This is a genomic window from Mycobacteroides immunogenum (assembly GCF_001605725.1).
GTDB lineage: Bacteria > Actinomycetota > Actinomycetes > Mycobacteriales > Mycobacteriaceae > Mycobacterium > Mycobacterium immunogenum.
The window spans coordinates 540,358-563,750 of sequence record NZ_CP011530.1 but is presented as its reverse complement, the minus strand read 5'-3'; the positions used below and the strand labels follow the sequence as shown (position 1 = coordinate 563,750).

The following is a 23,393-nucleotide window of genomic DNA, read 5'->3' as shown; positions in this document are numbered from 1 at the left end:
ACCTCGTCGTAGGGCGCGGGTCAGGACGCGCAGCAGGACAGTTGCGAAATATCGGTGGTAAACGACTGGGCGGCGATCTTGATGCTTTCAGCCATCGTCAGGTACGGCGCCCAGGACCGGGCGACCTGGTCGACGGTCATCGCGGCGTCGAGGATGTACACCCCCGCGGCGGCGATCTCACCGGCGTCGTCGGCGACGGCGGTGATGCCGCGCAGCCGTCCGGTGCCAGCGTCGGCGACCAGTTTGATGAACCCGCGGGTGTCGCGGTTGACCAGTGCCCGCGGCACGTACGTGAGGGGCAGAACCCGGCAGTCGCAGCGTATCCCCGCCGCGCGCATGTCGGCTTCGGTCATCCCGACCGCCCCCACGGCCGGGTTGGTGAACGTCACCCGCGGCAGGGTGGTGTAGTTCACTGACCGGTCCGCCCCACTGAACATGTTCTCGGCGGCCAGCGCGCCGTGATGGGCGGCGACGTACACGAATTCGGGGTGCCCGGTGACATCACCGGCCGCCCAGATACGCGGATTCGACGACTGCAACCGGTCGGTGACCACGATCTCGCCGGCCGCGCCGGTCTTGACGTCGACCGCGGCCAGGTTCAGGTCGGTGACAGGCCAGCGCCCGAGCGCGACCAGCAGCTTGTCCGCACGGAAGGGTTGTTCGCCGCCTGCGACCGCTGCGGTCACGACCGCCTGCCCGCCCACCCGTTCGGCCTTCACGATGGTGGCGCCGCGCACCACAGTGATGCCCTCGTCGGCGAACACGTCCTGCAGTGTCGTGGACACTTCCGGTTCCTCCCGGGACGCCAAGCGGGAGCGGACCAGCATCGTGACCACCGACCCGAGCCGGGCGAACAGCTGCGCCAGCTCCAACGCGACGTACCCGCCGCCGAGCACCAGCAGTGACTGCGGAACCTCGGCCAGTTCCATCGCGGTGGTCGAGGTCAGGGCGTCCACCTGGTCGAGTCCACGGACCGGCGGCATCCACGGCCGCGCACCGGTGGCCACCAGATACTGCGCGGCCTCGATCGTGTGGGTGCCCACCCGCAGTACCGGGTCCTCGGGTGTGCCCGCGAACGTGGCGTCAGCCTGGATTCGACGCCACCCGTAGGTGTCGGCCAGGTCGGCGTATTTGTCCGAGCGCAGCCGGTCCACCAGGTGCTGCTTACCGCCGATCAGCGCCGCCATGTCGACCGGGCCCGCGGTAGCCGAAATGCCGGGAAAGCGCTCGGCGCCGGCCGCGGTGTGCCGGGCCCCAGCGGCGGCGATGAGCGCTTTGGACGGCACGCAGCCGGTGTTCACACACGTACCACCGAACGTGCCGCGCTCGATCATCACCACCGACCTGCCCAGTGAGGTCGCGCGTATCGCGGCGGCCATCCCCGCCCCGCCCGACCCGATGACCGCAAGGTCGAATCTCTGACTCATGCACCCATCCTCAACCTTCAAGTAGGCTTGAAAGTCAAGTGATCGGTGAGGAGACCTCGTGCGAATCGGGCAACTCGCCGAAGCGACCGGGACGACTGCGGCGACGCTGCGCTACTACGAAGACGAGGGCCTCCTGCCGCCCGCCGAGCGCACCCCAGCGGGGTATCGCCAATACGGCGGTGATGCGATCGCCCGGGTCGGCTTCATTCATCGGGGCCAGGCAGCCGGGCTCACCTTGGCCCAGATCCGCCAGATCCTCACCGTCCGAGACAGCGGCCACGCACCGTGCACGCACGTACGTGAGCTGCTCGGCACCCGCCTGGCCGATCTCGATGAACAGATCAGCATCCTGGTTGCGCTGCGGGCCACCATCGCCCGGCTGCGCGAGCAGGCCGACACCGTCGACCCCGGGTCGTGCAACGCTGACGACGTCTGCCGCTACCTGTAGAAGGGGCTCGTCGCAAACCCCTGAGCACCGACACCCGATACGCAAAGATAGTGCGCTCCGTCGTCATCAGCGACACCCTGACCGTACTGCGGTACCGGAGGACATAAGCATCGACCTGGGCACGCCCGCTAAAGGCAACCTGGGCTACGCGTACGGCATGGGTCGGTTTCGTCAAGTAGTTCGGCCCCGGGCGGGAGATGGTTGCCGAATGGGGGGCTCTACGGCCCGAAGGCGCCACCGGTGATGAGGATGGTGACGCCGATGCTGATCAGCGCTACGGGCAGCACGATGTGACCCCAGCGCGATAGCACGTTGGCAATCAGTGGGTGCGAAGCGACGTACTTTCCGCCCGCGCACCAGATGGCCACGCCAATGAGAAACACGGCGGTGAACATCGAAATAGTGGCGGTGGTTGCAACCGCGAAGATCGGCACGTAGACGCCGATGTTGTCGCCGCCGTTAGCGAAGGTGACGGCGGCGACCTGCCACATTCTGGGACCCTGACGCGGGACCGCCGGTATCTGTGGGGCCGGGTCGGGGTCGCTGCGGCGTTCACGGTAGGCGCTCCAGCCCGCTTTGAGTCCGAGCAAGATGGGTATCAGCCCGAAGTATGGGAGCGCGGCGGGCGGCAGCAGTGTCGATCCCAGGGCGGCGATCGCGATCGAGACTGCCACGATCGCGATGAACGCGAGGTACTGACCGGCGATCACCCGGATGGCTGCTCCTCGATGGCCCGGCGCCTGCCCAAAGTTATCTCTAGGTCGTAAAGTCGTAAATGTGCGGGTTTGACGTTCATGACGGTGTCGGGCTGTCGCATTTTGGCTCTGTCGTGGCCGGGTTATCTGTAGGAAGGTGTTGACGAAGAAGGGCCCGGTTCTCGATCAGCGGCCCGCGATGTGGCCGTGTGGGAATTCTCAGTTGAGCATGATGTCGTTGACCCATTGGGTCCGCTGTTCGCGGGTGGAGATCCAGTGGTCGGCGATCTTCTGGCCCACAGCACGTTGCAGGTTGCGTAGATCGGCGTGGGAGCGGGCTTGGCGGGCGTCGTTTTGTTCGTGATGGATTCGGTACTGTTCGCGTTCGGTGGGGGTGGCGTGTGAATAGCAGTGTGCGCCAAACATTCCCGATCCGAGGTAGATCGCCGAGTTGGTGCAGTCCTGGCCGGTGCTCTTGACCAGGGCCGAGCATTTGGGGCGCGCGCCGGCGACGGTTTGGGTGCGGTCGGGTCGGGGCAGCTGGTACAGGTGGCGCTCTAGCCGGTCGCACAGCGCGGGCATCGCGGTTACCTTCGTTGCCCCGCGGCGCACCGCGGCGTTGTGCCGGGCGAAGATGGCTTTGGGGCGCGATAAGCCGTTGCCCCATCGCTGGTCGAGTTCGGCGCCCTGGTGCACGATGCTGGCCGCCTGATAGGCCTCCAGGGTGGCTCGGTGCGCGGCCAGGATGTCGTTGGCCAGATCGGTGAAATTAAGGTCGGCTTCCTCGGGCAGAGTGTGCAGCACCAGAAGGCATTCGAGCATTTTCATGCGCACCTCATCGATGACGTCCAAGGCAAACGAGGACACCGTTTCGTTGGGCTCAAAGTCAGAGTCAGTTTCGAACACGATCCAGCAATGTACTACTAGTAGGGCAGACTTTTGGTACGGGCGCCTCATTACTGAGGTGCGTGCCCACCCGTCCCAGTCAGAACGATCCCGAGCGTGTCGCGCAGTGGGAACGCGTCCGCGTCGAGGTGGGCGCCCGGATTCGACGTGAACGTCTGCGGCAGGGTTTGACTCAGGAGCAGTTGGCATTGGCCTGCGGGGTGACCCGCAATGTGTTGATCGACGTCGAACACGGCCGCCGTGGCTTGCTCTACGAGCGTTTGGTCGACATTGCCGAGGCACTGGTGGTGCCTACCGGCTCATTGTTCGGCGACACCTGATCGATTTCTGCTGCTGGGTATCGCGCAACACCATGGCGGCCTCAACAGCACAGGGCCTGTGCGAAAAGCCCTGGCGCTACGGTGCGTTGCGAACTCAGATCATCCCCGGCGCCGCCGGCGTATTCAGTGCGCCATCGCCTGGCACTGTTGGACGCATCGCCGGCAGGCCGCCGCGCACGCCCGGCAATACTGCATGTCGTACTTGTCGCATTCGGCGGCACACGCCGCGCAGATCTGGGCGCAGACCTGACACAACGGGCCGACCCAGCTGGACCCGCGCGACAACAGGGTTATGCACGCCGCACAGATCGCCGCGCAATCCAGACACAGCCGGGCGCAATCGGCCATCTGCCCGTCATTGACACAACAGTTGTACGCGCACACCTCACATGCCTGCGCGCACTCACTACAGGCATCCACGCAGGCTTTGTTCGCAGCGCTGACCATTGCCACTGACATGATCAAGAACCTCCTTGTTCGGCTGGGCATTCACCGGACCCGGACCCTGTCATGGCAGCCCGGCGGTTGGTGTTTCCCGGACACAGCGAGCCATACCCGTACGCCCCGGGGGTAAACACCGATGCACGCACCCCACCCGCAGACATACCCCGTGGGGGTATAGTGGTGTTGGTGGGTGCGGCGGCTATGGCCGTGTGGCATCACCGATTCGTTTCCGCGGAGAAGAGAGCGCAGATGGCACACACCTTGGGTCACAGTGCCCGGATGGTTCTGGCCGATGGCCGGGCGTTGCACTATATGCGCGCCGGTAGCGGTGCCGGCCCGACAGTGGTGTTCGAGTCGGGTTTGGGTGCTTCACGCTCGGAGTGGGGCCTGGTGGCGCCGCTGGTGGCCGAGCAGTTCCCGACGGTGGTCTATGACCGGGCCAATCTGGGCCGCAGCGACCCCGACCGGGCCCCGCGCACAGTGCAGCGTTTGGCCGCCGATCTGGGGGAATTGTTGACAGCTCTTGATGGCGGCCCGTACATCCTGGTCGGGCACAGCTACGGGGGCACGATCGCACTGGCCGCCGCCGGCGATCGGTCCGATATCGCCGCGCTGGTGCTCGTGGATCATTCCGATGAGCAGCTCGATGTGTGCTGCGGGTCTTCGCTCAAACATCTGCGCCGGCTGGCGCTGGCAGGCCGTTGGAGCATGGGTGTGCTGCGGCGGCTGCACCTGCTGGGGCCCCTGGTGCGCCGCGCGGCACCGGGGCTGCCCGCCGACGTGGCCGCCGATCTGATCGCCGAAGACTTGACCGTCGCCGCGCAGCAGGCCGCAGACGCCGAGGAGCAGTTCTTTCTGGCCGGGTTGGCCAGCCTGCGTGCGCAGCGCCCCGATCTCGGGGGCATCCCGGTCACCGTGATCTCGGGGGTCAAGACCACACTGCTGGACCGCTCGATCCGCGCGGCGTTCCTCGGCGCCCACCGCCGCGCCGCCGAACGCCTCGGCGCCCGCCACGTGCTCGCCCAAAAATCCGGGCACCTCGTGGTGTTCACCGAACCGCACCTGATCGCCGACGAGATCAGCGGCATCGCCGCACGTATCGCGACCACACCGCGCTAACGAGCGCGCGCACATCGCGCCCGTCAACCAGCCCGCCCCCGCAAGGTCCGCCCCCGGCGCTGTCGGGCCGCCGAATTCCTATGTGCGGCATGCATATCCACAGCTCCCCGCCCACTGGTATCCCGTTGCGCCACCGGTATATCGGCCGGGCCAGGGGCCCCTGACGTTCACGTCCCCTAGCCCGGCGAGAATGGTTGCCGATAGCGTGGTGCGGTAGCGCGAGCCGCCAGATCCGGCCGCGGCGGGGCACCACCGCATCCCGGCGGCCGCTGTGAAACAGCGAAGAATCGCCTGATAGTTTGCTGATGATCGTCGCCGCGGTGAACGTTGGGGCCGTGTTACTCGTTGAAATAAGTGTACGTTCCCTATTTTTGGGCCGAGCGGCCAGGCCGGCCCGGGGTGCGGAGAGGAGGTTGCGAAATCATGCACATGACGATGTTCGCGGCGCTCGCCATGATCGGTGCGGCCGGTGTTGCCGGGCTGGCCACACCGGCACCGGCGGACGCTGATCCGCCCCCGCCACCGGTTTGCTATGCGGCCAAGCCGAGCGTGAACGCGATCGAGCACATCCCGTGCCTGGCCCCAGGTTCGGTGCAGTACCCGCAAGGGGTGCATCAGCCGACCTACGGCGGGGCTAACCCACTGGTTCCCTATGGCACCAATCCGCTTGTGCCCTTTGGCACCAACCAAAACAACGCGGGCTAGCTGCACCGTCGGAAGCGGGGAAACGGGGCGGTGGGTGTGGTCATCTCTTTTTGGCGCCGGTTTGGTGGTTGTTCTTCATCAATGCTGGCCCCGCCCGGGTCGGGTGCGGTGTGTCGTTATAGGGGCCCGGGTGCCGGGATGCCGTTGGCGCTGACTTCATGCAGGCACCCGGTGTCGGTGCTGTAGAAGGTGCCGGCCACCCGCAGGCGCCCGGAGACCGCGGCGGCTACCAGGATCGGGTGGCGCACAAGGCGTTCGACCTGGATCACCACGTTGACCACGGCCAGCTGATCGGCCTGGCTAAAGCCGCTGGCGGCCGCACCCACGCGGGCCAGGTGATGATCGCGGTAGGCCACCAGGGTGTCGCGGGCGTTGTCGAGCCAGCGGCCGACCGGGCTCGTGGGTGCGTCGATCGATTCAGACAGCAGCGCAGCCATGGCCCCGCAGCCCGAGTGCCCGCACACCACGATCGAACGCACCCGAAGCTCGTTGAGCGCGAAATCCAGTGCGGCATCGACCGATCCTTCGGCCGGATCGGTGGGTACCAGGTTGCCGACATTGCGGATGGTGCACAGCGCGCCGGTGGCCGCTGGCGGCCCAACCGGCCAATCCGAGCAGGTCAGATACAGCGCGTCCGGGTGGGCCGTGGTGTCGGTGGCCAGGAAAGAGTTCATGACGAAAGTGCCCCAATCGAAAAAGCAGCACCAAGCACACCGGTGGTGTGCCGGGCCGGATGGAAGGTTGGCGAATCGGCAGGCAGGCACGGCGGCGGCTCGTGGACCCTCGGTGCAGCACCGCACGCGATCGAGTGGGCCGATCGCGGTGCTGCGGCAACGTTGGGTGTTCGGTGATGCCATCGCCGACGGTCACCGGCGCACGCCGGTGACCGCACGTGGCACAGATCAGCGGCGGAGGATGCACAGCTCAGTCAGCAGCACACGCCCTGACCTCGATATCGCGGCGGCACGCACCGGCGGGCCCCGGCTGATGCCGGCCAGCAGCGGTACCGCGGTGGCCGCGGCCAGCAACGCTGCGGCGGATGCGGCCAACAGACCCGGACTGGTCTCGGCGCGCACGGTCGCGGCCAGTGCCTCGACGCTGTGGCACAGCGCCGCATGTGCGGCCTCCTGGGCGCGCCGGGGTGTGATGGACACACCGGTGCCCCCGGCTGCTGTTGCGGCCGACGCTGTGATCAGCGTGCTTTGCTGGCGGGCAGGCCCGTGGCGGTGATGGCTCTGTCCGGGCAGGCAATGCGCCACCGCGGGCGCCGCCGCCAGCACACCGACCAGCAGCGCCACCAGCACCAGCTGGCTGCGGCGGGGCCTGCGCACCAGGGCCCTCACGCCTCCGCCACCGGCACCCGAGCCGGAATGTGCGGGTGCGCGCCACCGCACGGGCTCAGCATGGGGTGTCCGCCGCTGCCGCCCAGCCGCTGATCGGTGCGATGGCCCGCGCCCTGTGCAGCGGCGCGGGTTTGCTGTGCGCACGGTGCACATCGCAGACCGTCAAGCGCAGCGGGATGTGGGCTACCTGCTGGATTCTGGTGATGCACCAGCTCACCGCCGCCGAGCGCAGGTGCCGCTCCAACAGCTGCGGTGTCTTCCAGGTCTGCTGTATCAGGAAATGGCCGGGGTCGCCGGCGTCCCGGAAAATCTCGTAGCCCAGGTTGCCCGGGTCGTAGCGGGTGCGTTCGAGCAGCATGTTGAGCAGGCCCCACACCGTTTCCTCGGCACCCAGTGTTGCGGTGACCTCACCGGCCACATACACCGGCGCTGGCCCGTCGGCGCCGGTCAGCATTGGACGTCGACGTGGTACACGCTGTAAAGCCATGTCCGTCTGGTGGGCCCGGAGGAGATGTTCGGGTAGATCCGGGGATTGCCGTAGACGTCGAGGTCTTTGCGGATCCGGGTGGCCACACATTGTGACAGCGGTTTGTTGCCGGTTTTGGTGATGATGACTTTGTTGCCTTGGGCCTTGAGGCTGTTGATGACGTCATCGGCGTCCCCGAGACTGCCGGGCCCGGCCTGAGCGGCCGGGGCCATTAGCAGTGTTGCGGCAGCAGTGGCGGCCAGTGTCCAGGCAACGGCACGGCCACGGAAATTTCTGTTCATGACAGATGCACCTCGTTAGGTGTGGGTCCGCCGCGCACAAGAGCGCGAACGGGGCGGCTGAGGGTCGGCGAGAAGACCTCAGAGCGCACGCTGAACGCGGCGTGCAGCACTGGGCCGGGCCGCGATCAGCGGCGCAGCACGCACAGACGGTGTATGAGGGTGCGGCCGGTGACGATGGCCACCGGCCCGGTATGCGGCGGCCCGCGCATCAGCACCGGCAAGACTGCCGTGCCTACCGCGTACGCGAGCACGATCAGCGCCGCGATCCACAGCACCCGTACCGCCGCGGGCGCGGTCAGCTGGGCGCTGACCGCATCGGTGAGCGCGCACATCGCCGGGGCGGGTGCCCCCAGATGATTATGGGGGGCGATCGCGGCCTGGCTGCGCTGCAGCGCGGACCCGGCGGCAATCGCGTGATGCGGCGCCGCCGCCGGCACGCTCATGTGGTGGGGCGGCCCGGCGCACTGCAACAGCAGCAAAAGAGTGATCATCGCGGCCACGATCAAGGCTCCCAGCCACGGCGCACCCGGCCGGATGCGGACCCGGGCCCGCATCATCGCCGACCGCCCCGCCGGGAGTTTCCCGGCAGGTTGCAGCTCGCCAGTGGACGGCAACACCCCTTCACCATAACATGATATGCGCATACCCTTACCCGGTATTTGACGTGTATTTTTCGGTGGTCGGCGCGGTGGTGTGGACGCGGCATGGAAGGGAGCAGTTCATGGCGGTAGCGCGATCGCGGTGGGGCCGGCGCGAGTTTTTGCACCTGGGTGCGGCCACGGCGGCAGCTGGGGTGCTGGCCGCCTGCGGCACCCGGCCATCAGGCGGGTCCGGCGGGCAGCTGATCGGGCCGGACTCACCGCGGGTGGGTGCAGTCGAGGCGATCCGCCGCGACGGCGGCGGGCGGCTGGTGCCGGTGAATCTGCACGCGGGGCCGCTGCAGCTGGATTTGGCCGGCACGACCGTGTCGACGTGGGGGTATGGCACCCAGATTCCCGGCCCGGCGATCCGCGCCCGCAAGGGCCAGGTGCTGCGGGTGAACTTGACCAACGGGCTGGCGGCGCCCACCACGGTGCACTGGCATGGGATCGCGCTGCGCAACGACATGGATGGCGTACCGGATCTGACGCAGCCGCAGATCGCGCCGGCGGGTTCGTTCACCTACGAATTCGCGCTGGCCCATGCGGGCACGTACTGGTTTCATCCGCATGTGGGCACCCAGCTGGATCGGGGCCTGTATGCGCCGCTGATCGTCGAGGACCCCGAGGAGCGCGCCGACTACGACGCCGAACTGGTGGTGGTGCTCGATGACTGGATCGATGGCACCGGCACCGACCCCGACAAGGTGCTGGCGGGATTGCGGGACAAGGGCATGCCCGGCATGGATATGGGCTCGATGAGCCAGATGCCGGGGATGCCGGGGATGTCGATGGGTTCGATGGGGGTCAGTGCCGCCGCGCCGCTGGGTACCGACGGCGGCGATGTCACCTACCCGTACTACCTGATCAACGGGCGGGTGGCCGCCGACCCGCAGACCGTCGATTACCGGCCCGGAACCCGGGTGCGGCTGCGCATCATCAACGCCGCCGGCGACAGCGCGTTTCGGGTCGCGGCCCCCGGTACGGCGCTGACGGTGACCCACACCGACGGCTTCCCGGTGGCGCCCCGGCAGGCCGATGCGCTGCTGATCGGCATGGGCGAGCGCATCGATGCGATCATCACCGTCGGTGAGATGTCGGTGCCGCTGCTGGCCGCCCCCTACGGCAAAGACGGCTACGCCCAGCTGGTGCTGCGCGCCGGCGGCAAACCCGTTACCGGCTCTGCGGCCAACGCGGCCGCGGCGCTACCGACGATGACCGCGCTGGACACCGCGTCCCTGACGGCCACCGAGGCGGTCACGCTGGCCGTGCGTGAACCCGACATCTCCTATGACCTGCGGCTGGCCGGGCCGGGCGCCAAATACGCCTGGACAATCAACGAAAAAACCTACAACCCGGCCGACGGGCTGCCGGTGCGCGAAGGCCAGCGGGTGCGGCTGCGCTACCTCAACAACTCGATGATGTTTCATCCCATGCACCTGCACGGACACACCTTCGCCGTGCGGACCGCGTCCGGGGCCTACGGAGCCCGCAAAGACACCGTGCTGGTGGCGCCCATGCAAACAGTTGAAGTCGACTTCGACGCCGACAACCCGGGCCAGTGGCTCACCCACTGCCACAACATCTATCACGGCGAAGCCGGAATGATGACCGTCATCTCCTACCGCCAATGATCCCGAACACCACAAGGTCTCGCTGCACGGCCATCCGCGCGATCGGCGCGAAAATGTCATCGACTACACATAAGGAGATCACCGTGTCAACACTGCGTGTCCTCGGGCTGGCCCTGGCCGCGGCCGGGTTTTTCCTCGCCGGGCTGCTGGCCCCACCGCTGGGGCACGCCGCCGGGTCCTGTCCGCACCGCTTCGGGGCCGCTCAACAACTGCCCGACGCCGGCGGCGGTACCCAGGGATGGACCGTCAGCGGCCTGAAGAAATCGGCCGCCGTCCTGCCCGGCTACACCCCGGCCGGTCAGCTCTGGGAAGCCGCTGCCACCGTGCGGGCCGATCGCGGCACCATCACCCCGCTCATCCCGAACCTGGCCGCCCACGCCATCGGCGGGCACTACCCGGTGCTCTGGCAGGTTGGCACCGATCAGGGCCTGCCCGCCGCCACCCTCGATGAGGGCCAATCATCTTCGGGCACAGTATATTTTGATGTCACCGGGCCGGACCCCATGGCCGTGGTCTACACCGCCGGCGCCGGCGCGCCGGCGATGATGTGGTGCTGCGACGCCGCGATGGGTACATCCGCGAACAAGACCATGGACCCGAAGATGAACGCCGAGATGAAGGCCATGATGGCGCACTGCCCGTGCTGCCAGGACATGCCCGCCCCCACAGCTGCGCCCGGTGCCGGGTGCCCGTGCTGCGGGCCCGCCCCGGACCCGGCCTAGCCAACCCAGCCTGCCTGCACGCCGTAAATCCTGCGGGCACCGCCACAGCCCGGGCCCGGGCTCCTAGCAGTTGACGGCGCCGGCGCCGGTCAGCACTGCACGTCGACGTACATGGTGCGATACAGCAGCTGGGTACCCACCCCATGGGCGCGTTTGGCCCGGTTGGGGTCGACCACCTGCGGGTGGGTCCACCAATACTCGGATCTGCCTTCGCGTACCGAGGTCACCGTGCACATCTGCAGCGGCTTGCCGCCGGTGCGGTTCACGATGACCTTGTCGCCCTGACGCTGCAGCGCCAGAATGACCTGCAGCGCATTGGGCGCGGCCGGACCCGCCCAGGCAGGACCGGCAGCGGCCAAGGTCGCCGCAGCAACAGCTGCCGCGGCGGCGGCAGTGACGGCGGCGCTGCGGTACAGAAAACGGTTGTTGCCCATGAGAATTCCCTACGTTGAGGTCGCCGCACACAAGGCGGCGAGGAGCTGGCGAAGAACACCCGAAGCCGATACCGTGCGGCCACAGGGGCCAGACATCGGCAGGGTGTGCCTCAGCGCCGAATCACGCAGAGCTGATGTAAAGACAGCGGGCCGGCGGCCGCGGCCCCACGGGGCGGCCCCGGCGGCCCCCGCACGGGCGCCCCGATGACCGCATCGGCGGCGGGCACGGCGCTCGACACCATCGGCAGAGCCCACCTCAGGGACAGCTCGTCGCCGCCGAGTGCCGCCGCGGGGGCCAGCTGCGCGTGTGGGCACGGTGCATCCAGTTGCGCGCCCACCGGGTCCGCGGGGGCCCTGAAAAGCCCCGGCGCCCCCGCCGCCGCGGCGGCGGCCACAGGCACCAGGGCACCGCCGCCGGCAGCCCGGGCACGGTGCGCATCGGCCGCACACCCGGCCACCGCCATCGCCGCCAGCGCCGCGATGAGCACCGCCGCCGCGACCACCGCGATCTGCTGCCGCAGGCGGCAATGGCGGCGCCCCGGGCGTATCCGCATGCCACCCATCCTAGCGCCTACCCCTACCCGGTATAGCCATATTGAGGTGGTGTGCCGCCGATACCCAGGAACTCGTGCAAGGATGCCCCCCACGGGTACCGCCGGGCCGCGCGGCGGATAGGGGCGCGGCGGCGGCCCGGCTGGATGCAGGAGGTGGATCGGTGGGTGCGGTGCTGGCGTCGGTGCGGCTGCAGATCGCGGTGGTCGCGGCGGTGGTGTTGGCTGCGGCGGGGGTGGTCGGGATCGCAGTGCGCCACCGGCTGCTGTTGGGTCCGGACACGGTGGATTGTGCACGCTACAAATGTGTGGCGCTGACCTTCGATGACGGCCCGACCCCGTTTACCGATCGGCTGTTGCAGGTGCTTGTCGACCGCGGCGCCAAGGGCACCTTTTTCCTGATCGGCAACAAGGTCGCCGCCGACCCTGCTGCGGCCCGCCGCATCGCCGCGGCCGGGATGGAGGTGGCCAATCACACCTGGGAGCACCCCAACATGGCGACCATCCCGATCGAGGCTATCGGCGGCCAGCTCAGCAGGGGCGCTGAGGCGATCACCGCGGCCACCGGGATCCGGCCACATCTGTATCGGCCCGCCGGTGGGGTCTCTCGCGCGGCGGTACGCGCCGAAGCCGGCCGCCAGCACATGGCCGAAATCTTGTGGGATGTCATACCGTTCGACTGGATCAACGACGCCGACACCGCCGCCACCGTGTACATGCTCAAAACTCAGATCAAGCCCGGTTCGGTGGTGCTGCTGCACGACACCTATTCGAGCACCGTCGATATCGTCTATCAGTTCCTGCCGGTATTGATCGCCAACGGCTACCACATGGTCACCGTCAGCCACCTGCTCGGCGACCGCGCCCCCGGCAGCAGTTACGGGGGCCGCGAAAACGGTCCGCCCGTCAATGACATTCACGACATCCCGCCCGCACAGATCCCGGCCCTGCCGGCCACGCCCTCACCACGACCGGCACCCAACCTGCCGATCACCGACATCGACGGCCAAAACCCCGGCGGCCCCCAATGAGGCGGGCACGGTAGAGAAGTATTCGATCGGGTAGTCATCATGGCCGCTCGTCCCGTGCGCTGGCGCTGCCCGGCGCCACCGGGGTGCCCACGGGTGTGTCCGGCTGACGCGGGGATCTCGCCGCGGGGTGTGCGGGGTCGCGGGCGCGGCGGCGGTGATGGTGCAGGTTGGCGGCGCCGATCGCAGCACAGACCGCGGCGGCCGGGATCAGCGCGTGATCGCCGATGCGGCCCCCGACGATCACTCCTACGGCCGCACCGGCGACGAAGAGCACCACCGTGGCGGTGAGCATCGCGGCCCGCCACCGGTCCACGCCATGGCGGTAGCCGCGGGCCAGCAGCAGCCCCAGATCGGTCAGTGTCCCGGTGAAATGGGTGGTCCGCACGGCCATCGACGGAAGCCCGGACGTCATCGCGTTCTGCAATCCGCAGGCGGCCGCAGCCAGCGGCGCCCGGATCAACGGGTGTTCGATTCCCGCGGCCGCCACCAGCAGCGCCGCCTCGGTCACCAGCACTGCGGCCTGCCGCGGGCCGGTGTGCGTGTGCGCCGCTGCCAGCACCGCACCGGCTGCTATGACACCGACAACGAACCCGGCCACGATCACCGCGATCATGCGGCCCGAATACAGCAGCGGATTGCTGGCATGCATGCCCACCCGGGTGGTCAGCGCGGTCAGGTTGCCCACAGGAAACACCCACACCAGCAGCGCCACCGAATTGACATAGCCGGCCACTGCGGCCAGGGACCCGCTGTAGCCCACCGCAAGGGCCCGCCGGTCCACCGCAGGGTGCGTTCTTACCCCTGCCATGACGCATCCCCGGTGGCCCTCTGCGCGGCACAGGCACACCCCGCTGCTGCCGTGCTAGCGGTGCTATTCAGTGCCTGGCGGTGCGGGCAGGCGCCGGGTGCGGCGGTCAGCACTGCACCGTGACGTACATGACGTGCGAAGCCAGGGTGCGGGTCGGCGGGCCTTTACGTTGGGGCACCTGGTTGTAGATGTGCCGCCCGACGCGCACGGCGGCGGCGGTGCATTTCGACAACGGTTTTCCGGTGGTATCGCCGTTGATGATGACCTGATCGCCGCGGGCCTTCAATTCGGTGATGATGACCTGCGCGTTGCCCGGGGCCTGCGGCCCGGGCCGGGCGGGCCCCGCGGCGGCCGGCGCCGCCCATGTCAGCGCGGTCAGCGCGGCACCGAGCGCCACCCCCACCACGAGCCGCCCAGGGCGTCGGGCCGCTGCTCTCAAAGAGGTATATGTGGCGGTACCCATGTCGGCATACCTGTACATCGCTATTGGTGTGGTCATGAATATCCTTGTGTCACAACAGTATTAGTAGCTCTGGCATATTGGGGGCGTTCAGATGCCCGGCGTAAGGCAGCAGCCGGCGCCGCCGGATGTGGGTGGGGGTGCCGCCCCCGCGTGGACGCAAGTGAGCGGGGACGGCACCGGTTCACGGGGGGGTTAGCGGTGCCCGCCGAAGCCGCCGTGTCCGCCCCAGCCGCCGTGACCCCAGCCGCCGCCCCAGCCGCCGTGTCCGGGGCGGGGCCAGCAGTTGTGGTGCCGGCAGCCGGGCCCTGCCGGAGCGGGCCCGGCGGCACTGATCGTTGCCGGAGAGGCCGGGGCCTCTGCGGCGGCCTGCGCCAGCACCGGAGTCGACAGGGCCAGCGCGACAGCGGCCACGGGTGCGGCCACGGCCGCCACGACGCGGTGAACAGAGTTGATGATCATGGGTGATTCCTTGCGTGAGGGGGCCACCGCAGGGTGGCCATGAGTGGATGGCGTTGACCGTGTGCCGGGTGCACGCAGGCACCGGCGGACAGCTGGTCAGCGCCGCATCACGCAAAGATGCTGCAAACGTTCACGTCCACTGCACAAAAAACCGAGTCGGCCACGCCCGGGTGGTCCGCGCGAGGCCGGCACCCATGCCGCGGCCGCAGCAGCCAGCAGCGCCGCGGCCACGGCCAGCGCCCACCACCCGTGCCCGGGGCCGGCAGCGGCCATGGTCGCAAGGACCGCTGCCGGCAGCGAGCACCCGGAGTGAACATCCACGACCTGTACGGCGGTCAGCTGTGCCGCGGCGATATGTTCGGCGCCGGCCTGAACCCGCACGACTTGAGGGCTTGCTGTCGCGCCGACGTGCGCCAGCGATGCGCCCACCGCATGGGGAGCCTCGACATCGAGTGCCGGAGGGCACCGCAGCACCGGAACCAGTGCCACGGCCAACGCCAACAACAGCGTCATCAGCGGCGTCAACAGCAGCACCCAGCGCACCGCGACGACGCGGCCGCCGCGGGCGCGGGCACGATCACCGGTGAGCGCCATCACCTGACCGTACACCCCGCATCGCTACCCGTAGGGGGTATATGGCGAGAAAGTGAGAACGGGTGCGGGTGCCCGGGGACCACGGGCGGGGCAGGGCCGCACTGAACTCTCGCTCTACAGCCTGCAGATTGAACCCTACGGGGGTAGCCTGTCCCGATACATTGCGCGAGTAAGGAGGTCTCTGATGAGCACGACAACGCTGAAGGTCTCGGGCATGACCTGTGGGCATTGCGTGGCGGCGGTGCGTGAACAGGTGGCCGCCGTGCCGGGGGTCACCGGCGTGCAGGTGGACGTGGCTACCGGCACGGTCACCGTCACCAGCACCGGGGCGCTGCCGGCCGAGGCGCTGGCGGCCGCGATCGGGGCGGCCGGCTACGCACTGGCCAGCTAAAGCCCGCCACCCCCCGAAAATCCCCCGAGATCTGTGAAGGACATCCGATGATCACTACCCGTATCTTGGCGCCCGCGGTGGGTGCGGTGAGCATTCTGGCCGGTGTGCTGGCCGCACTGTCCGCCCCTGTAGCGGCCGCGGACCCGGCGCCGCCCATCCCGTTCATTCCCGCGATACCTGCGCCGCTGCCGGCGGTGCCGGGCAGTTACACCTACAGCTACTACAACTTCCCGGCCGTGGCCCCGGCGACGGTGGACGCCCGGGGAGTCAAGATCGCCACCAACGCCGATCCGGGCGCCACCGCCGCCGGGCTGCCGGGCAGCAAGCTCGGCAACGCCGCGCACCCACCGAACATCCAATCGTCCTCCAGCACCCGGTACGGGATCGCCGGGGGCGTGCGGCCGGCCTCGGCGCCGAGCACCACCGGTGTGCAGTTCGCGGCGGGCAATGAAAATCCCGCACTGGAAGACCCCTACGGGCGGTCCCCGCAGAGCATCGCCGGCGCCGAGGCTGCCGCACCGCCCACGGTCATGCCCGGCGCACCGGCGGCCCCGATCCTGGAAGACCCGCACGGGCAACCCCCCGCCCCCGCCGAGACGCCGTAACGGCGCCACCACGCTGCGTCACAATCCGATCACATACCCGGCAGGGGTATGGGGTAGCTGTGGTAGGTTGGGGCCATGAGGATCTGGGGCCGCTGCCCTCGCTCTGGCCGGGCACGGCTGGGGTTGGTGGCGGCGCTGCTGGCCGGTATCGCGGTGGCGCTCGGGGTGCCGATGGCGCACTGCCTTGCCGGTGCGAGCCACCCGGTGCGCCCCGAGCATCACCATCAGGTACTGATCACCGTCTCGGGCATCGCAGCACCTAATCCTGCTGCGGTATCGGCCCATCCGCATGCCGGCACCGCCGTACACGCCGCGTGGTGCTCGGTCTTAGAGGCCGCCCCGGCGGTCATCGCCCGCGCCGATAATCCGCTGCGGGTGCTGTGGGTGGTCGCTGCCGTACCGGGCGCCGGTATCGCGGCGATGTGGTGGTCGGCGCGGGTGGGCCGGGGACCGCCCCGGCGCCCAAACCGCACAACCCCGCGCTTCGGGCGGGTTCTTCTGACCGATCTGTGCATTATCCGCCGCTGAGGGTCACCCCCCTGGGCTGGCGCAGCGATCTGTGGGTCGCTGATGCCGCCCCTACGCCCGTGACCATCTCCGGCCGCATCCTCGTGGCCCTCACGCAGGGACTTTTCCTCACATGACCAACAGCATTGCTCTGTCATCTCGTCGTAGCTGCACTCACCTGGGACCGAAGTTTCACGATCCCAACACCTTGGTGGGCAACACCCCGGTGTTGTGGGTGTCCGAACCGTTCTCGGGCCCCGGGACCGGTTTTTGGGCCAAGCTCGAAGCACATAATCCCAACGGCATGAAAGACCGGCCCGCGCTGTACATGGTGGAGCAAGCCCGCACACGCGGGGATCTCAAGCCTGGCGCCATGATCGTCGAATCAACCAGTGGAACATTGGGGTTGGGGCTGGCGCTGGCCGGAATCATCTATCGGCATCCGGTCACCCTGGTCACCGATCCCGGGCTGGAACCGATCATCGTGCAGATGCTCACCGCCTACGGCGCCGTGGTGGACATCGTCACGCAGCCCCATCCGGTCGGGGGCTGGCAGCAGGCACGCAAGGATCGCGTCGCGCAAATACTTGCCGCCGAAACGGATTCATGGTGCCCCGACCAGTATCAGAACCCCGACAACGTCGACGCCTACCGCGGCGTGGCCGAGGAGCTCATCGACCAGCTCGGCACCATCGACACCCTGGTCTGCTCGGTGGGAACCGGTGGACACTCCTCAGGCGTGGGACGTGTGCTGCGCGAACACAATCCGGACCTGCGGCTGGTCGGGGTCGACACCATCGGCTCCACGATCTTCGGGCAGCCCGCCAGCGCGCGGCTGATGCGCGGCCTCGGGTCGAGCATCTATCCGGGCAATGTCGACTACCCGGCATTCGACGAAGCCCACTGGGTCGCACCCAATGAGGCCGTCTGGGCGGCCCGCACCCTGGCCGCCAGCTATCATGCCAGCGGCGGATGGAGCGTCGGGGCGGTGGCATTGGTCGCAGGGTGGGTGGCGCGCACCTCAGCCCCCGGCACCCGGGTCGCCGCCGTCTTCCCCGACGGCCCGATGCGCTACCACGGCACCATCTACGATGACGATTACTGCCGCGAGCACGATCTGTTGGATCGCCCCCCGGCCCAAGATCCCGATGTGATCGACGATCCCTCGGATCGGGTGGTAGACCGCTGGACCAGGCTGACCCATGTGATCGATCCGATAGGGCGCACGGAGTGACCGATGCGCAGGTAAGACCCTCCGGGACTGGCCACGCCCTGTTCGGCCAGTTCCGGTCTTTCGATCGTCCCAGCCAGATCCTGATGGTGAACCAATTCGCCATCAACGTCGGCTTCTACATGCTGATGCCGTACCTCGCCGGATACCTTGCCGGTCCACTGGGTTTGGCGGCGTGGATGGTGGGTCTGGTGCTGGGTGTCCGAAACTTCTCTCAGCAGGGCATGTTTCTGGTCGGCGGCACTCTGGCCGACAGGTTCGGATACAAGCCACTGATCGTGGCCGGATGTCTCTTGCGCGTCGCCGGATTCCTGATGTTGGTCTTTGTCGGCTCCCTGCCGGCGATATTGATCGCCTCGGCGGCAACGGGTTTCGCGGGCGCACTCTTCAATCCCGCAGTGCGCGCATACCTGGCGGCGGACTCTGGGGAGCGCCGGGTGCAGGCCTTCGCGGTCTTCAACGTCTTCTACCAGGCGGGAATCCTCTTCGGGCCGATCATCGGTCTGGCGTTGACAGCCTGGGATTTCAGGATCACCTGCGCCGTCGCCGCAGCGGTTTTCGCGGTCCTGACGGTGATCCAATTGATGGCCCTGCCACCGAACCGCGCCGAGCAGGACGTGGATCGGCAGCCCGTGCTGGCCGACTGGCGCTCGGTGGTGTCCAACAAGGCCTTCCTGTTGTTCTCCGGCGCCATGATCGGTTCGTACGTGCTGACGTTCCAGGTGTACCTGGCGCTGCCGCTGCAGGCGGCGCTGCTGACCAGCGACAAGAAATCCGAAACGGTCTTGGTGACAAGCATCTTCGTGGTCTCCGGGCTGGTGGCCATCGCCGGGCAGGTGCGGCTCACTGGGTGGTTGTCCGCGCGATTCGGCCCCAGTCGCAGCTTGGTGCTCGGGATGCTGGTCATTGCGGCGGCCTTCGTCCCACTGGCGCTGCTGCCGTCGGCAGCAGCCGGGTCGGTCCCGGCGATCGTTGCGCTGCTGCTGGCGGCGGCCCTGCTGGCCGTGGGCACCATCGCGACCTTCCCGTTCGAGATGGACACCGTGGTCAGGTTGGCGCGTAACCGGTTGGTTGCCACTCATTACGGGTTGTACAACACGATCGTCGGTGTCGGCATTCTGGCCGGGAATCTGCTGACCGGCTCGATATTCGGCTACAGCCAGCAGCACGGTAAGCCCGCCTTGCTGTGGGTATCGCTCACCGGTATTGGACTGGTGTGCGGGGCGGCATTGTTCGCGCTGCGGCGGGCCGGACTGCTCGACCGGGGCAGCCAAGCGGCACCGGGTGAGCAGCCCTGCCCTGATCATCAGCTGGCGGCGCGGCGGTAGCCCGCAGATGCGCGCGGGCGCACACGATGCCGCATATCGGGGCTGCATGCGCTGGGCCTGGACCCGTCCGGGCCGAAAAGCTGTCGGGCCCCATGGGGCGATGCCCCGCGCGCACCTGAACTCGTGGGCGCCCACAAGCTGTGCCGGGGGCTCGGGTCAGGAGTTCAGGATGTGGCGGGCGCTGGTTTGTGGGCGCAGGTCCAGGCGGCGCAGCAGCTGGGAGTTTAGGGCGACCACCACTGTCGAGAGCGACATCAGGATCGCTCCTGCGCTCATGGGCATGACGAAGCCGATCGGGGCCGCGACCCCAGCGGCCAAGGGCACCGAAATGAGGTTGTAGCCGGCGGCCCACCACAGGTTTTGCTTCATCTTGCGGTAGCTGGCGGCGGAGAGCTCGATGACCGAGAGCACCGAGCGGGGATCCGAGCTGGCCAAGATGACCCCGGCCGAGGCGATGGCCACGTCGGTGCCGGCGCCGATGGCAATACCCACATCGGCTTGAGCCAGGGCCGGGGCATCGTTGACGCCGTCGCCGACCATCGCCACGGTGTGACCCTCATCTTGCAGCTGGGCTACAGCGGCGGCCTTGTCCTGTGGCCGCACCTGCGCAAAAACGCGGTCCACCCCCAGACGGCCCGCCACCGTCTCGGCGACCGCGTGGGCATCGCCGGTGATCATCACGACCCTGACCCCGAGCTTGTGCAGGGCGTTGACGGTATCGGCGGACTCGGGGCGAATATCGTCGGCCAGCCGCAGCGCCGCGGCGACCTGCCCGTCGAGCAGCACATGCAAAATGATGGCGCCTTCGGTGCGCCACTGCTCAGCGACCGGCAGCTCGGCGACGTCGTGAGCTGCCAGCAGCGCCGGACCGCCTACCTGCACGCCGGACCCGGCGACGTCGGCGCTCACGCCCAGCGCCGGCTCGGAGGCGAACCCGCTCGCGGCCGGGATATCCAGGCCGCGTTGTTGTGCGGCGGCCACAATGGCGCGCGCCAGCGGGTGTTCGCTATCGGTTTCAGCGGCCGCGGCCAGAGCCAGCACCGCCTCGCCGTCACATCCAGGGGCAGCTTCGATCCCGGTCAGCGTCGGGGTGCCCTTGGTCAAGGTGCCGGTTTTATCGAAGAGCACCACATCGACGGTGCGCATCTGTTCAAGGGCCAACCGGTCTTTGACCAGAACGCCGCCGCGGGCGGCGCGCTCAGTGGCGATCGAAACCACCAGCGGGATGGCCAGGCCCAGCGCGTGCGGGCAGGCGATGACCAGCACCGTGATGGCCCGCACCACCGCGGCATCGGGATGCCCCAGCAGCATCCACACCGCCGCAGTGATGATGGCCGCACCTAACGCGAACCAGAACAGCCACCCGGCCGCGGTGTCAGCGACCCGCTGAGCCCGCGACGTCGAGGCTTGCGCATCGGCAACTAGCCGTTGGATACCGGCCAACGCTGTGTCAGCCCCCACAGCACTGACCTGCACCCGCAGCCCAGAATCGGTGGCCACCGTACCGGCGACTACCTGATCACCAACCTCGCGGCGCACCGGCGCTGACTCGCCGGTCACCATCGACTCGTCCAGGCTGGCACTGCCCTCGACCACCCGGCCATCGGCCGGCACCGACCCGCCGGGGCGGACCACCACAATGTCGCCAACGTGCAGATCTGCCAGCGGCACGGCCACGACCTGCTGGCCCGCGACCCGCTCGGCGGTATCCGGCAGCAACGCCGCCAGCGAATCCAGTGCCGAAGTCGTCTGCGCCAACGACCGCATCTCGATCCAGTGCCCGGCAAGCATGATCACCACCAGCAGCGCCAGCTCCCACCAGAAGCTGAGCTGATGGTCGAGCACCCCAATGCTCGCCCCCCAGGAGGCGGTGAAGGCCACCGTGATAGCCAAACCGATCAGCAGCATCATTCCTGGTGTGCGGCTGCGAATCTCACTGACCGCCCCGACCAGAAATGGCTTGCCGCCCCACAAATACACCACCGTGCCCAGCACCGGCGACACCCACCGCACCCAGCCGGCGGCGGGTAACTGATAGCCGATAAGCATCGCGAACATGGGATCGAAAGCCACTACTGGGACCGCGACAACCACCATGATCCAGAACAGTCTGCGGAACTGCCCTACATGATCCCCGTGGCCGTGATGGCCCCCCTGCCCTTGGCCGTGATCGGCATGGCCTTCATGATGGCCCGCATGCTGATCGCGCTGGTGTGCGGCCGCGTCGTGCTCGGCATGCCCGGGTGTGCCGAGCTGGTGTCCCTGATGGTGCCCGGAATGGTTGGCTGCGGTGTCCACCCACCCAACATATACCCCTAGGGGGTATATCTTCAAGTGTTGCTGACCGCTTTTAGCAAGCGCCGGTGTGCCTGACGGGCTTGCCGTGGTCTGTGTATGCCCGCGGTAGTCGGTGGATCGGCCCTGTCCTGTTCAGGAGCCGCACAGCAGCGCCCCGGCCAGGGACAGCGCCGCGATGAGCGCGGGGCCGGCCGCGATCAGCGCCGCGGCCGTGGCCCACAGCGCCGCGGCGCGGGCGCGTGCTGCATTCCCTGGTGGTGTGACGAGTCGTTCGGCGCGGCGCAGGACGGCGAGGTTGGCCGCGCCCAGGGCGCCGGCGGGGGCGGTGGCTGCCAGCTCCCTGAGGCCCGAGAGCAGCGCGCTGCTACCGTGTTGGCGCACGCAGGCATCGTCGGCGCACATTTCCAGCAGCCGTGCTACTTCAGCGGCTCCCTCTGTGATCAGCCGCACCCGCGGCAGGACGGCGGCCGCAGCACGTAGCGCGCAGACAAGCTGAAGGTGATGCCCGGCCAGGTGGGCACGCTCGTGGGCCAGGACCGCGGCAAGCTGTCGGTCATCGAGAGCGCCCAGCGCGCCGGTGGTGAGCACGATCGCCGCGGGGCGCCCGGCCACGCAGTAGGCGCCCGGTGTGGCGGCGTCCACCACCAGTACATCGTCGTCGCCGCTGGCCCGGCCCACGATGCGTACCGCGCGGGCGTGTTCGTGGGCGCGCTTGCGCAGCCCAACAAGGGCCCGGGCCAGCCGCACCGTCAGCACCGCAGCGGCCGCACCGGTCCCCGTCGCTGCGGCCACCAGCGCAACTTGTGCCGCCACACCGGATTGGCCCACGGCCATCGCCTGCAGGCGGGTCACACACGCGGCCAATACCAGGGCCGGCGAATCCCAGTGTCGGGCAACGTCGATGCCCATGAGGGCGGTCGCGGCCAGCCAGGTGGCCAACACACTGGCGATCGCAGCTAGCCACGCCGTGATCGCCAGATGCGGGGCGTGCTCGGCGCAGCGCAGCCGCGACAACACCCGCGGCCCTAAAACGGCGACCACGGCGCTGTAGAGCAGCAGACAGACCGCAATGCTCATCGGGGGCGCGGCCGGGTGGCGGGACGGGGCAGCAGCGCGGCCAGCCGCGCGGACTCCTCAGCGCTGATCTGTTCCAGGAAATGGGTCAGCACTAACTCAGCGCGGCCGCCGCCGGTGAGTGCTTCACGCATGAGCCGGGCGCTGTGCTGCTCACGGGTCAACGTGGCCCAATACCGGTATGCCTTACCGTCGCGCTCGCGGGCCAGCCAGCCCTTGGTGTGCAGGTTGTCCATCGTGGACATCACCGTGGTGTACGCGATGTCACGCTCGGCGGCCAGCTCCTCAAAAACCTCCCGCACCGTGGTGCAGCTGTCATCGCCGCGGCCCCAGACACGGTCCATCACCACAGCTTCCAGATCACCGAACCCTCGGCTACTCAATCTCGGCCTCTCCCACACCACCCGGGGCGCCACCGGCACCTAAATTTACGTCGTACTATTTACGTTC

General features: G+C 68.4%; 29 protein-coding genes. 12 read left to right on the top strand and 17 right to left on the bottom strand.

The annotated features are described in order from the left end of the window. Positions 1–20: 20 nt before the first annotated feature. Positions 21–1,427, bottom strand: coding sequence for a mercury(II) reductase (gene merA / locus ABG82_RS02880; protein ID WP_043079358.1), 1,407 nt, complete (start codon positions 1,425–1,427; stop codon positions 21–23). Between the two features lie 58 nt (positions 1,428–1,485). On the opposite strand from merA, the gene ABG82_RS02875 reads away from it, so the two are divergent. Continuing rightward, entirely contained in the window at positions 1,486–1,875 is a 390-nt protein-coding gene (locus ABG82_RS02875; RefSeq protein ID WP_043079357.1) for a heavy metal-responsive transcriptional regulator, read from the top strand. 218 nt (positions 1,876–2,093) lie between these two features. Here ABG82_RS02875 and ABG82_RS02870 read toward each other — a convergent pair whose 3' ends face one another. Continuing rightward, a complete protein-coding gene (locus ABG82_RS02870) occupies positions 2,094–2,585 on the bottom strand; it encodes a cadmium resistance transporter (RefSeq protein WP_234708073.1) in 492 nt (163 codons plus the stop codon). 204 nt (positions 2,586–2,789) lie between these two features. Next, positions 2,790–3,476 carry a hypothetical protein gene (locus ABG82_RS02865; protein ID WP_043079356.1) on the bottom strand — a complete coding sequence of 229 codons (687 nt, stop codon included), beginning with the start codon at positions 3,474–3,476 and terminating at the stop codon, positions 2,790–2,792. A 62-nt stretch (positions 3,477–3,538) separates the two neighbouring features. On the opposite strand from ABG82_RS02865, the gene ABG82_RS02860 reads away from it, so the two are divergent. The 3 genes from ABG82_RS02860 (at position 3,539) to ABG82_RS02845 (ending at position 6,064) form a co-directional block, all read left to right on the top strand. After that, positions 3,539–3,796 carry a helix-turn-helix domain-containing protein gene (locus ABG82_RS02860; protein WP_043079355.1) on the top strand — a complete coding sequence of 86 codons (258 nt, stop codon included), beginning with the start codon at positions 3,539–3,541 and terminating at the stop codon, positions 3,794–3,796. Between the two features lie 693 nt (positions 3,797–4,489). Next, positions 4,490–5,359, top strand: coding sequence for an alpha/beta fold hydrolase (locus tag ABG82_RS02850; RefSeq protein WP_078311665.1), 870 nt, complete (start codon positions 4,490–4,492; stop codon positions 5,357–5,359). A gap of 420 nt (positions 5,360–5,779) precedes the next feature. Next, positions 5,780–6,064, top strand: coding sequence for a hypothetical protein (locus ABG82_RS02845; protein WP_407028674.1), 285 nt, complete (start codon positions 5,780–5,782; stop codon positions 6,062–6,064). A 116-nt stretch (positions 6,065–6,180) separates the two neighbouring features. Here the strand turns inward: ABG82_RS02845 and ABG82_RS02840 are convergent, their stop codons facing one another. The 5 genes from ABG82_RS02840 to ABG82_RS02820 form a co-directional block, all read right to left on the bottom strand. After that, positions 6,181–6,738, bottom strand: a complete 558-nt coding sequence (locus ABG82_RS02840; protein WP_043079352.1) for a carbonic anhydrase — start codon at positions 6,736–6,738, stop codon at positions 6,181–6,183. Positions 6,739–6,966: 228 nt separating this feature from the next. Further along, on the bottom strand, positions 6,967–7,368 hold the full coding sequence (gene lpqS, locus ABG82_RS02835) for a putative copper homeostasis (lipo)protein LpqS (protein WP_043079386.1): 402 nt from the start codon (positions 7,366–7,368) through the stop codon (positions 6,967–6,969). 94 nt (positions 7,369–7,462) lie between these two features. Next, positions 7,463–7,861, bottom strand: coding sequence for a putative quinol monooxygenase (locus ABG82_RS02830; RefSeq protein ID WP_043079351.1), 399 nt, complete (start codon positions 7,859–7,861; stop codon positions 7,463–7,465). Next, positions 7,855–8,175 carry a hypothetical protein gene (locus tag ABG82_RS02825; RefSeq protein WP_043079350.1) on the bottom strand — a complete coding sequence of 107 codons (321 nt, stop codon included), beginning with the start codon at positions 8,173–8,175 and terminating at the stop codon, positions 7,855–7,857. The genes ABG82_RS02830 and ABG82_RS02825 overlap by 7 nt, the downstream gene beginning before the upstream one ends. A gap of 125 nt (positions 8,176–8,300) precedes the next feature. Next, on the bottom strand, positions 8,301–8,792 hold the full coding sequence (locus tag ABG82_RS02820) for a hypothetical protein (RefSeq protein ID WP_109475888.1): 492 nt from the start codon (positions 8,790–8,792) through the stop codon (positions 8,301–8,303). 104 nt (positions 8,793–8,896) lie between these two features. Here ABG82_RS02820 and ABG82_RS02815 point away from each other — a divergent pair, with 104 nt between their 5' ends. Both ABG82_RS02815 and ABG82_RS02810 read left to right on the top strand, forming a co-directional pair. Beyond that, complete coding sequence (locus tag ABG82_RS02815; RefSeq protein ID WP_043079385.1) at positions 8,897–10,447, top strand: multicopper oxidase family protein; 1,551 nt, start codon at positions 8,897–8,899, stop codon at positions 10,445–10,447. A gap of 83 nt (positions 10,448–10,530) precedes the next feature. Continuing rightward, positions 10,531–11,169 (top strand): DUF1942 domain-containing protein, encoded by a 639-nt coding sequence (locus ABG82_RS02810; RefSeq protein ID WP_109475890.1) that lies wholly within the window; start codon positions 10,531–10,533, stop codon positions 11,167–11,169. Positions 11,170–11,258: 89 nt separating this feature from the next. Here the strand turns inward: ABG82_RS02810 and ABG82_RS02805 are convergent, their stop codons facing one another. Continuing rightward, the gene (locus ABG82_RS02805) at positions 11,259–11,603 is read right to left on the bottom strand and encodes a hypothetical protein (RefSeq protein ID WP_043079347.1); all 345 of its coding nucleotides are present in this window, start codon (positions 11,601–11,603) and stop codon (positions 11,259–11,261) included. 110 nt (positions 11,604–11,713) lie between these two features. Continuing rightward, a complete protein-coding gene (locus ABG82_RS28535) occupies positions 11,714–12,157 on the bottom strand; it encodes a hypothetical protein (RefSeq protein ID WP_196770509.1) in 444 nt (147 codons plus the stop codon). A gap of 161 nt (positions 12,158–12,318) precedes the next feature. Between ABG82_RS28535 and ABG82_RS02795 the strand changes: the two genes are divergently transcribed. Next, positions 12,319–13,185, top strand: coding sequence for a polysaccharide deacetylase family protein (locus tag ABG82_RS02795; RefSeq protein ID WP_043079346.1), 867 nt, complete (start codon positions 12,319–12,321; stop codon positions 13,183–13,185). A gap of 37 nt (positions 13,186–13,222) precedes the next feature. On the opposite strand, the gene ABG82_RS02790 is transcribed toward ABG82_RS02795, so the two are convergent. From ABG82_RS02790 to ABG82_RS02775, 4 genes are all read right to left on the bottom strand, one after another. Then, positions 13,223–13,945, bottom strand: coding sequence for a YoaK family protein (locus ABG82_RS02790; RefSeq protein ID WP_043079383.1), 723 nt, complete (start codon positions 13,943–13,945; stop codon positions 13,223–13,225). Between the two features lie 154 nt (positions 13,946–14,099). Then, the gene (locus ABG82_RS02785; protein WP_308213279.1) at positions 14,100–14,456 is read right to left on the bottom strand and encodes a hypothetical protein; all 357 of its coding nucleotides are present in this window, start codon (positions 14,454–14,456) and stop codon (positions 14,100–14,102) included. Between the two features lie 192 nt (positions 14,457–14,648). Beyond that, the gene (locus ABG82_RS02780; protein WP_043079345.1) at positions 14,649–14,915 is read right to left on the bottom strand and encodes a hypothetical protein; all 267 of its coding nucleotides are present in this window, start codon (positions 14,913–14,915) and stop codon (positions 14,649–14,651) included. 96 nt (positions 14,916–15,011) lie between these two features. Then, a complete protein-coding gene (locus ABG82_RS02775) occupies positions 15,012–15,509 on the bottom strand; it encodes a hypothetical protein (protein WP_043079381.1) in 498 nt (165 codons plus the stop codon). A gap of 184 nt (positions 15,510–15,693) precedes the next feature. On the opposite strand from ABG82_RS02775, the gene ABG82_RS02770 reads away from it, so the two are divergent. From ABG82_RS02770 to ABG82_RS02750, 5 genes are all read left to right on the top strand, one after another. Then, positions 15,694–15,900, top strand: a complete 207-nt coding sequence (locus ABG82_RS02770; RefSeq protein ID WP_043079344.1) for a heavy-metal-associated domain-containing protein — start codon at positions 15,694–15,696, stop codon at positions 15,898–15,900. A 47-nt stretch (positions 15,901–15,947) separates the two neighbouring features. Then, positions 15,948–16,505, top strand: coding sequence for a hypothetical protein (locus tag ABG82_RS02765; RefSeq protein WP_043079343.1), 558 nt, complete (start codon positions 15,948–15,950; stop codon positions 16,503–16,505). 75 nt (positions 16,506–16,580) lie between these two features. Further along, on the top strand, positions 16,581–17,033 hold the full coding sequence (lpqS, locus tag ABG82_RS02760) for a putative copper homeostasis (lipo)protein LpqS (protein ID WP_043079342.1): 453 nt from the start codon (positions 16,581–16,583) through the stop codon (positions 17,031–17,033). Positions 17,034–17,220: 187 nt separating this feature from the next. Next, positions 17,221–18,246 carry a PLP-dependent cysteine synthase family protein gene (locus ABG82_RS02755; protein ID WP_043079380.1) on the top strand — a complete coding sequence of 342 codons (1,026 nt, stop codon included), beginning with the start codon at positions 17,221–17,223 and terminating at the stop codon, positions 18,244–18,246. 83 nt (positions 18,247–18,329) lie between these two features. After that, positions 18,330–19,571, top strand: a complete 1,242-nt coding sequence (locus ABG82_RS02750) for an MFS transporter (protein ID WP_043079379.1) — start codon at positions 18,330–18,332, stop codon at positions 19,569–19,571. Between the two features lie 156 nt (positions 19,572–19,727). On the opposite strand, the gene ABG82_RS02745 is transcribed toward ABG82_RS02750, so the two are convergent. The 3 genes from ABG82_RS02745 to ABG82_RS02730 all read right to left on the bottom strand — a co-directional run bounded on the left by ABG82_RS02745 (position 19,728) and on the right by ABG82_RS02730 (position 23,326). Beyond that, the gene (locus ABG82_RS02745; RefSeq protein ID WP_043079341.1) at positions 19,728–21,668 is read right to left on the bottom strand and encodes a heavy metal translocating P-type ATPase; all 1,941 of its coding nucleotides are present in this window, start codon (positions 21,666–21,668) and stop codon (positions 19,728–19,730) included. A gap of 333 nt (positions 21,669–22,001) precedes the next feature. Beyond that, positions 22,002–22,946: a M56 family metallopeptidase gene (locus ABG82_RS02735; RefSeq protein WP_043079339.1), complete on the bottom strand. Its 945-nt coding sequence runs from the start codon at positions 22,944–22,946 to the stop codon at positions 22,002–22,004. Further along, on the bottom strand, positions 22,943–23,326 hold the full coding sequence (locus ABG82_RS02730) for a BlaI/MecI/CopY family transcriptional regulator (protein ID WP_043079378.1): 384 nt from the start codon (positions 23,324–23,326) through the stop codon (positions 22,943–22,945). Before ABG82_RS02730 ends, ABG82_RS02735 begins: the two co-directional genes overlap by 4 nt. Positions 23,327–23,393 lie beyond the last annotated feature (67 nt).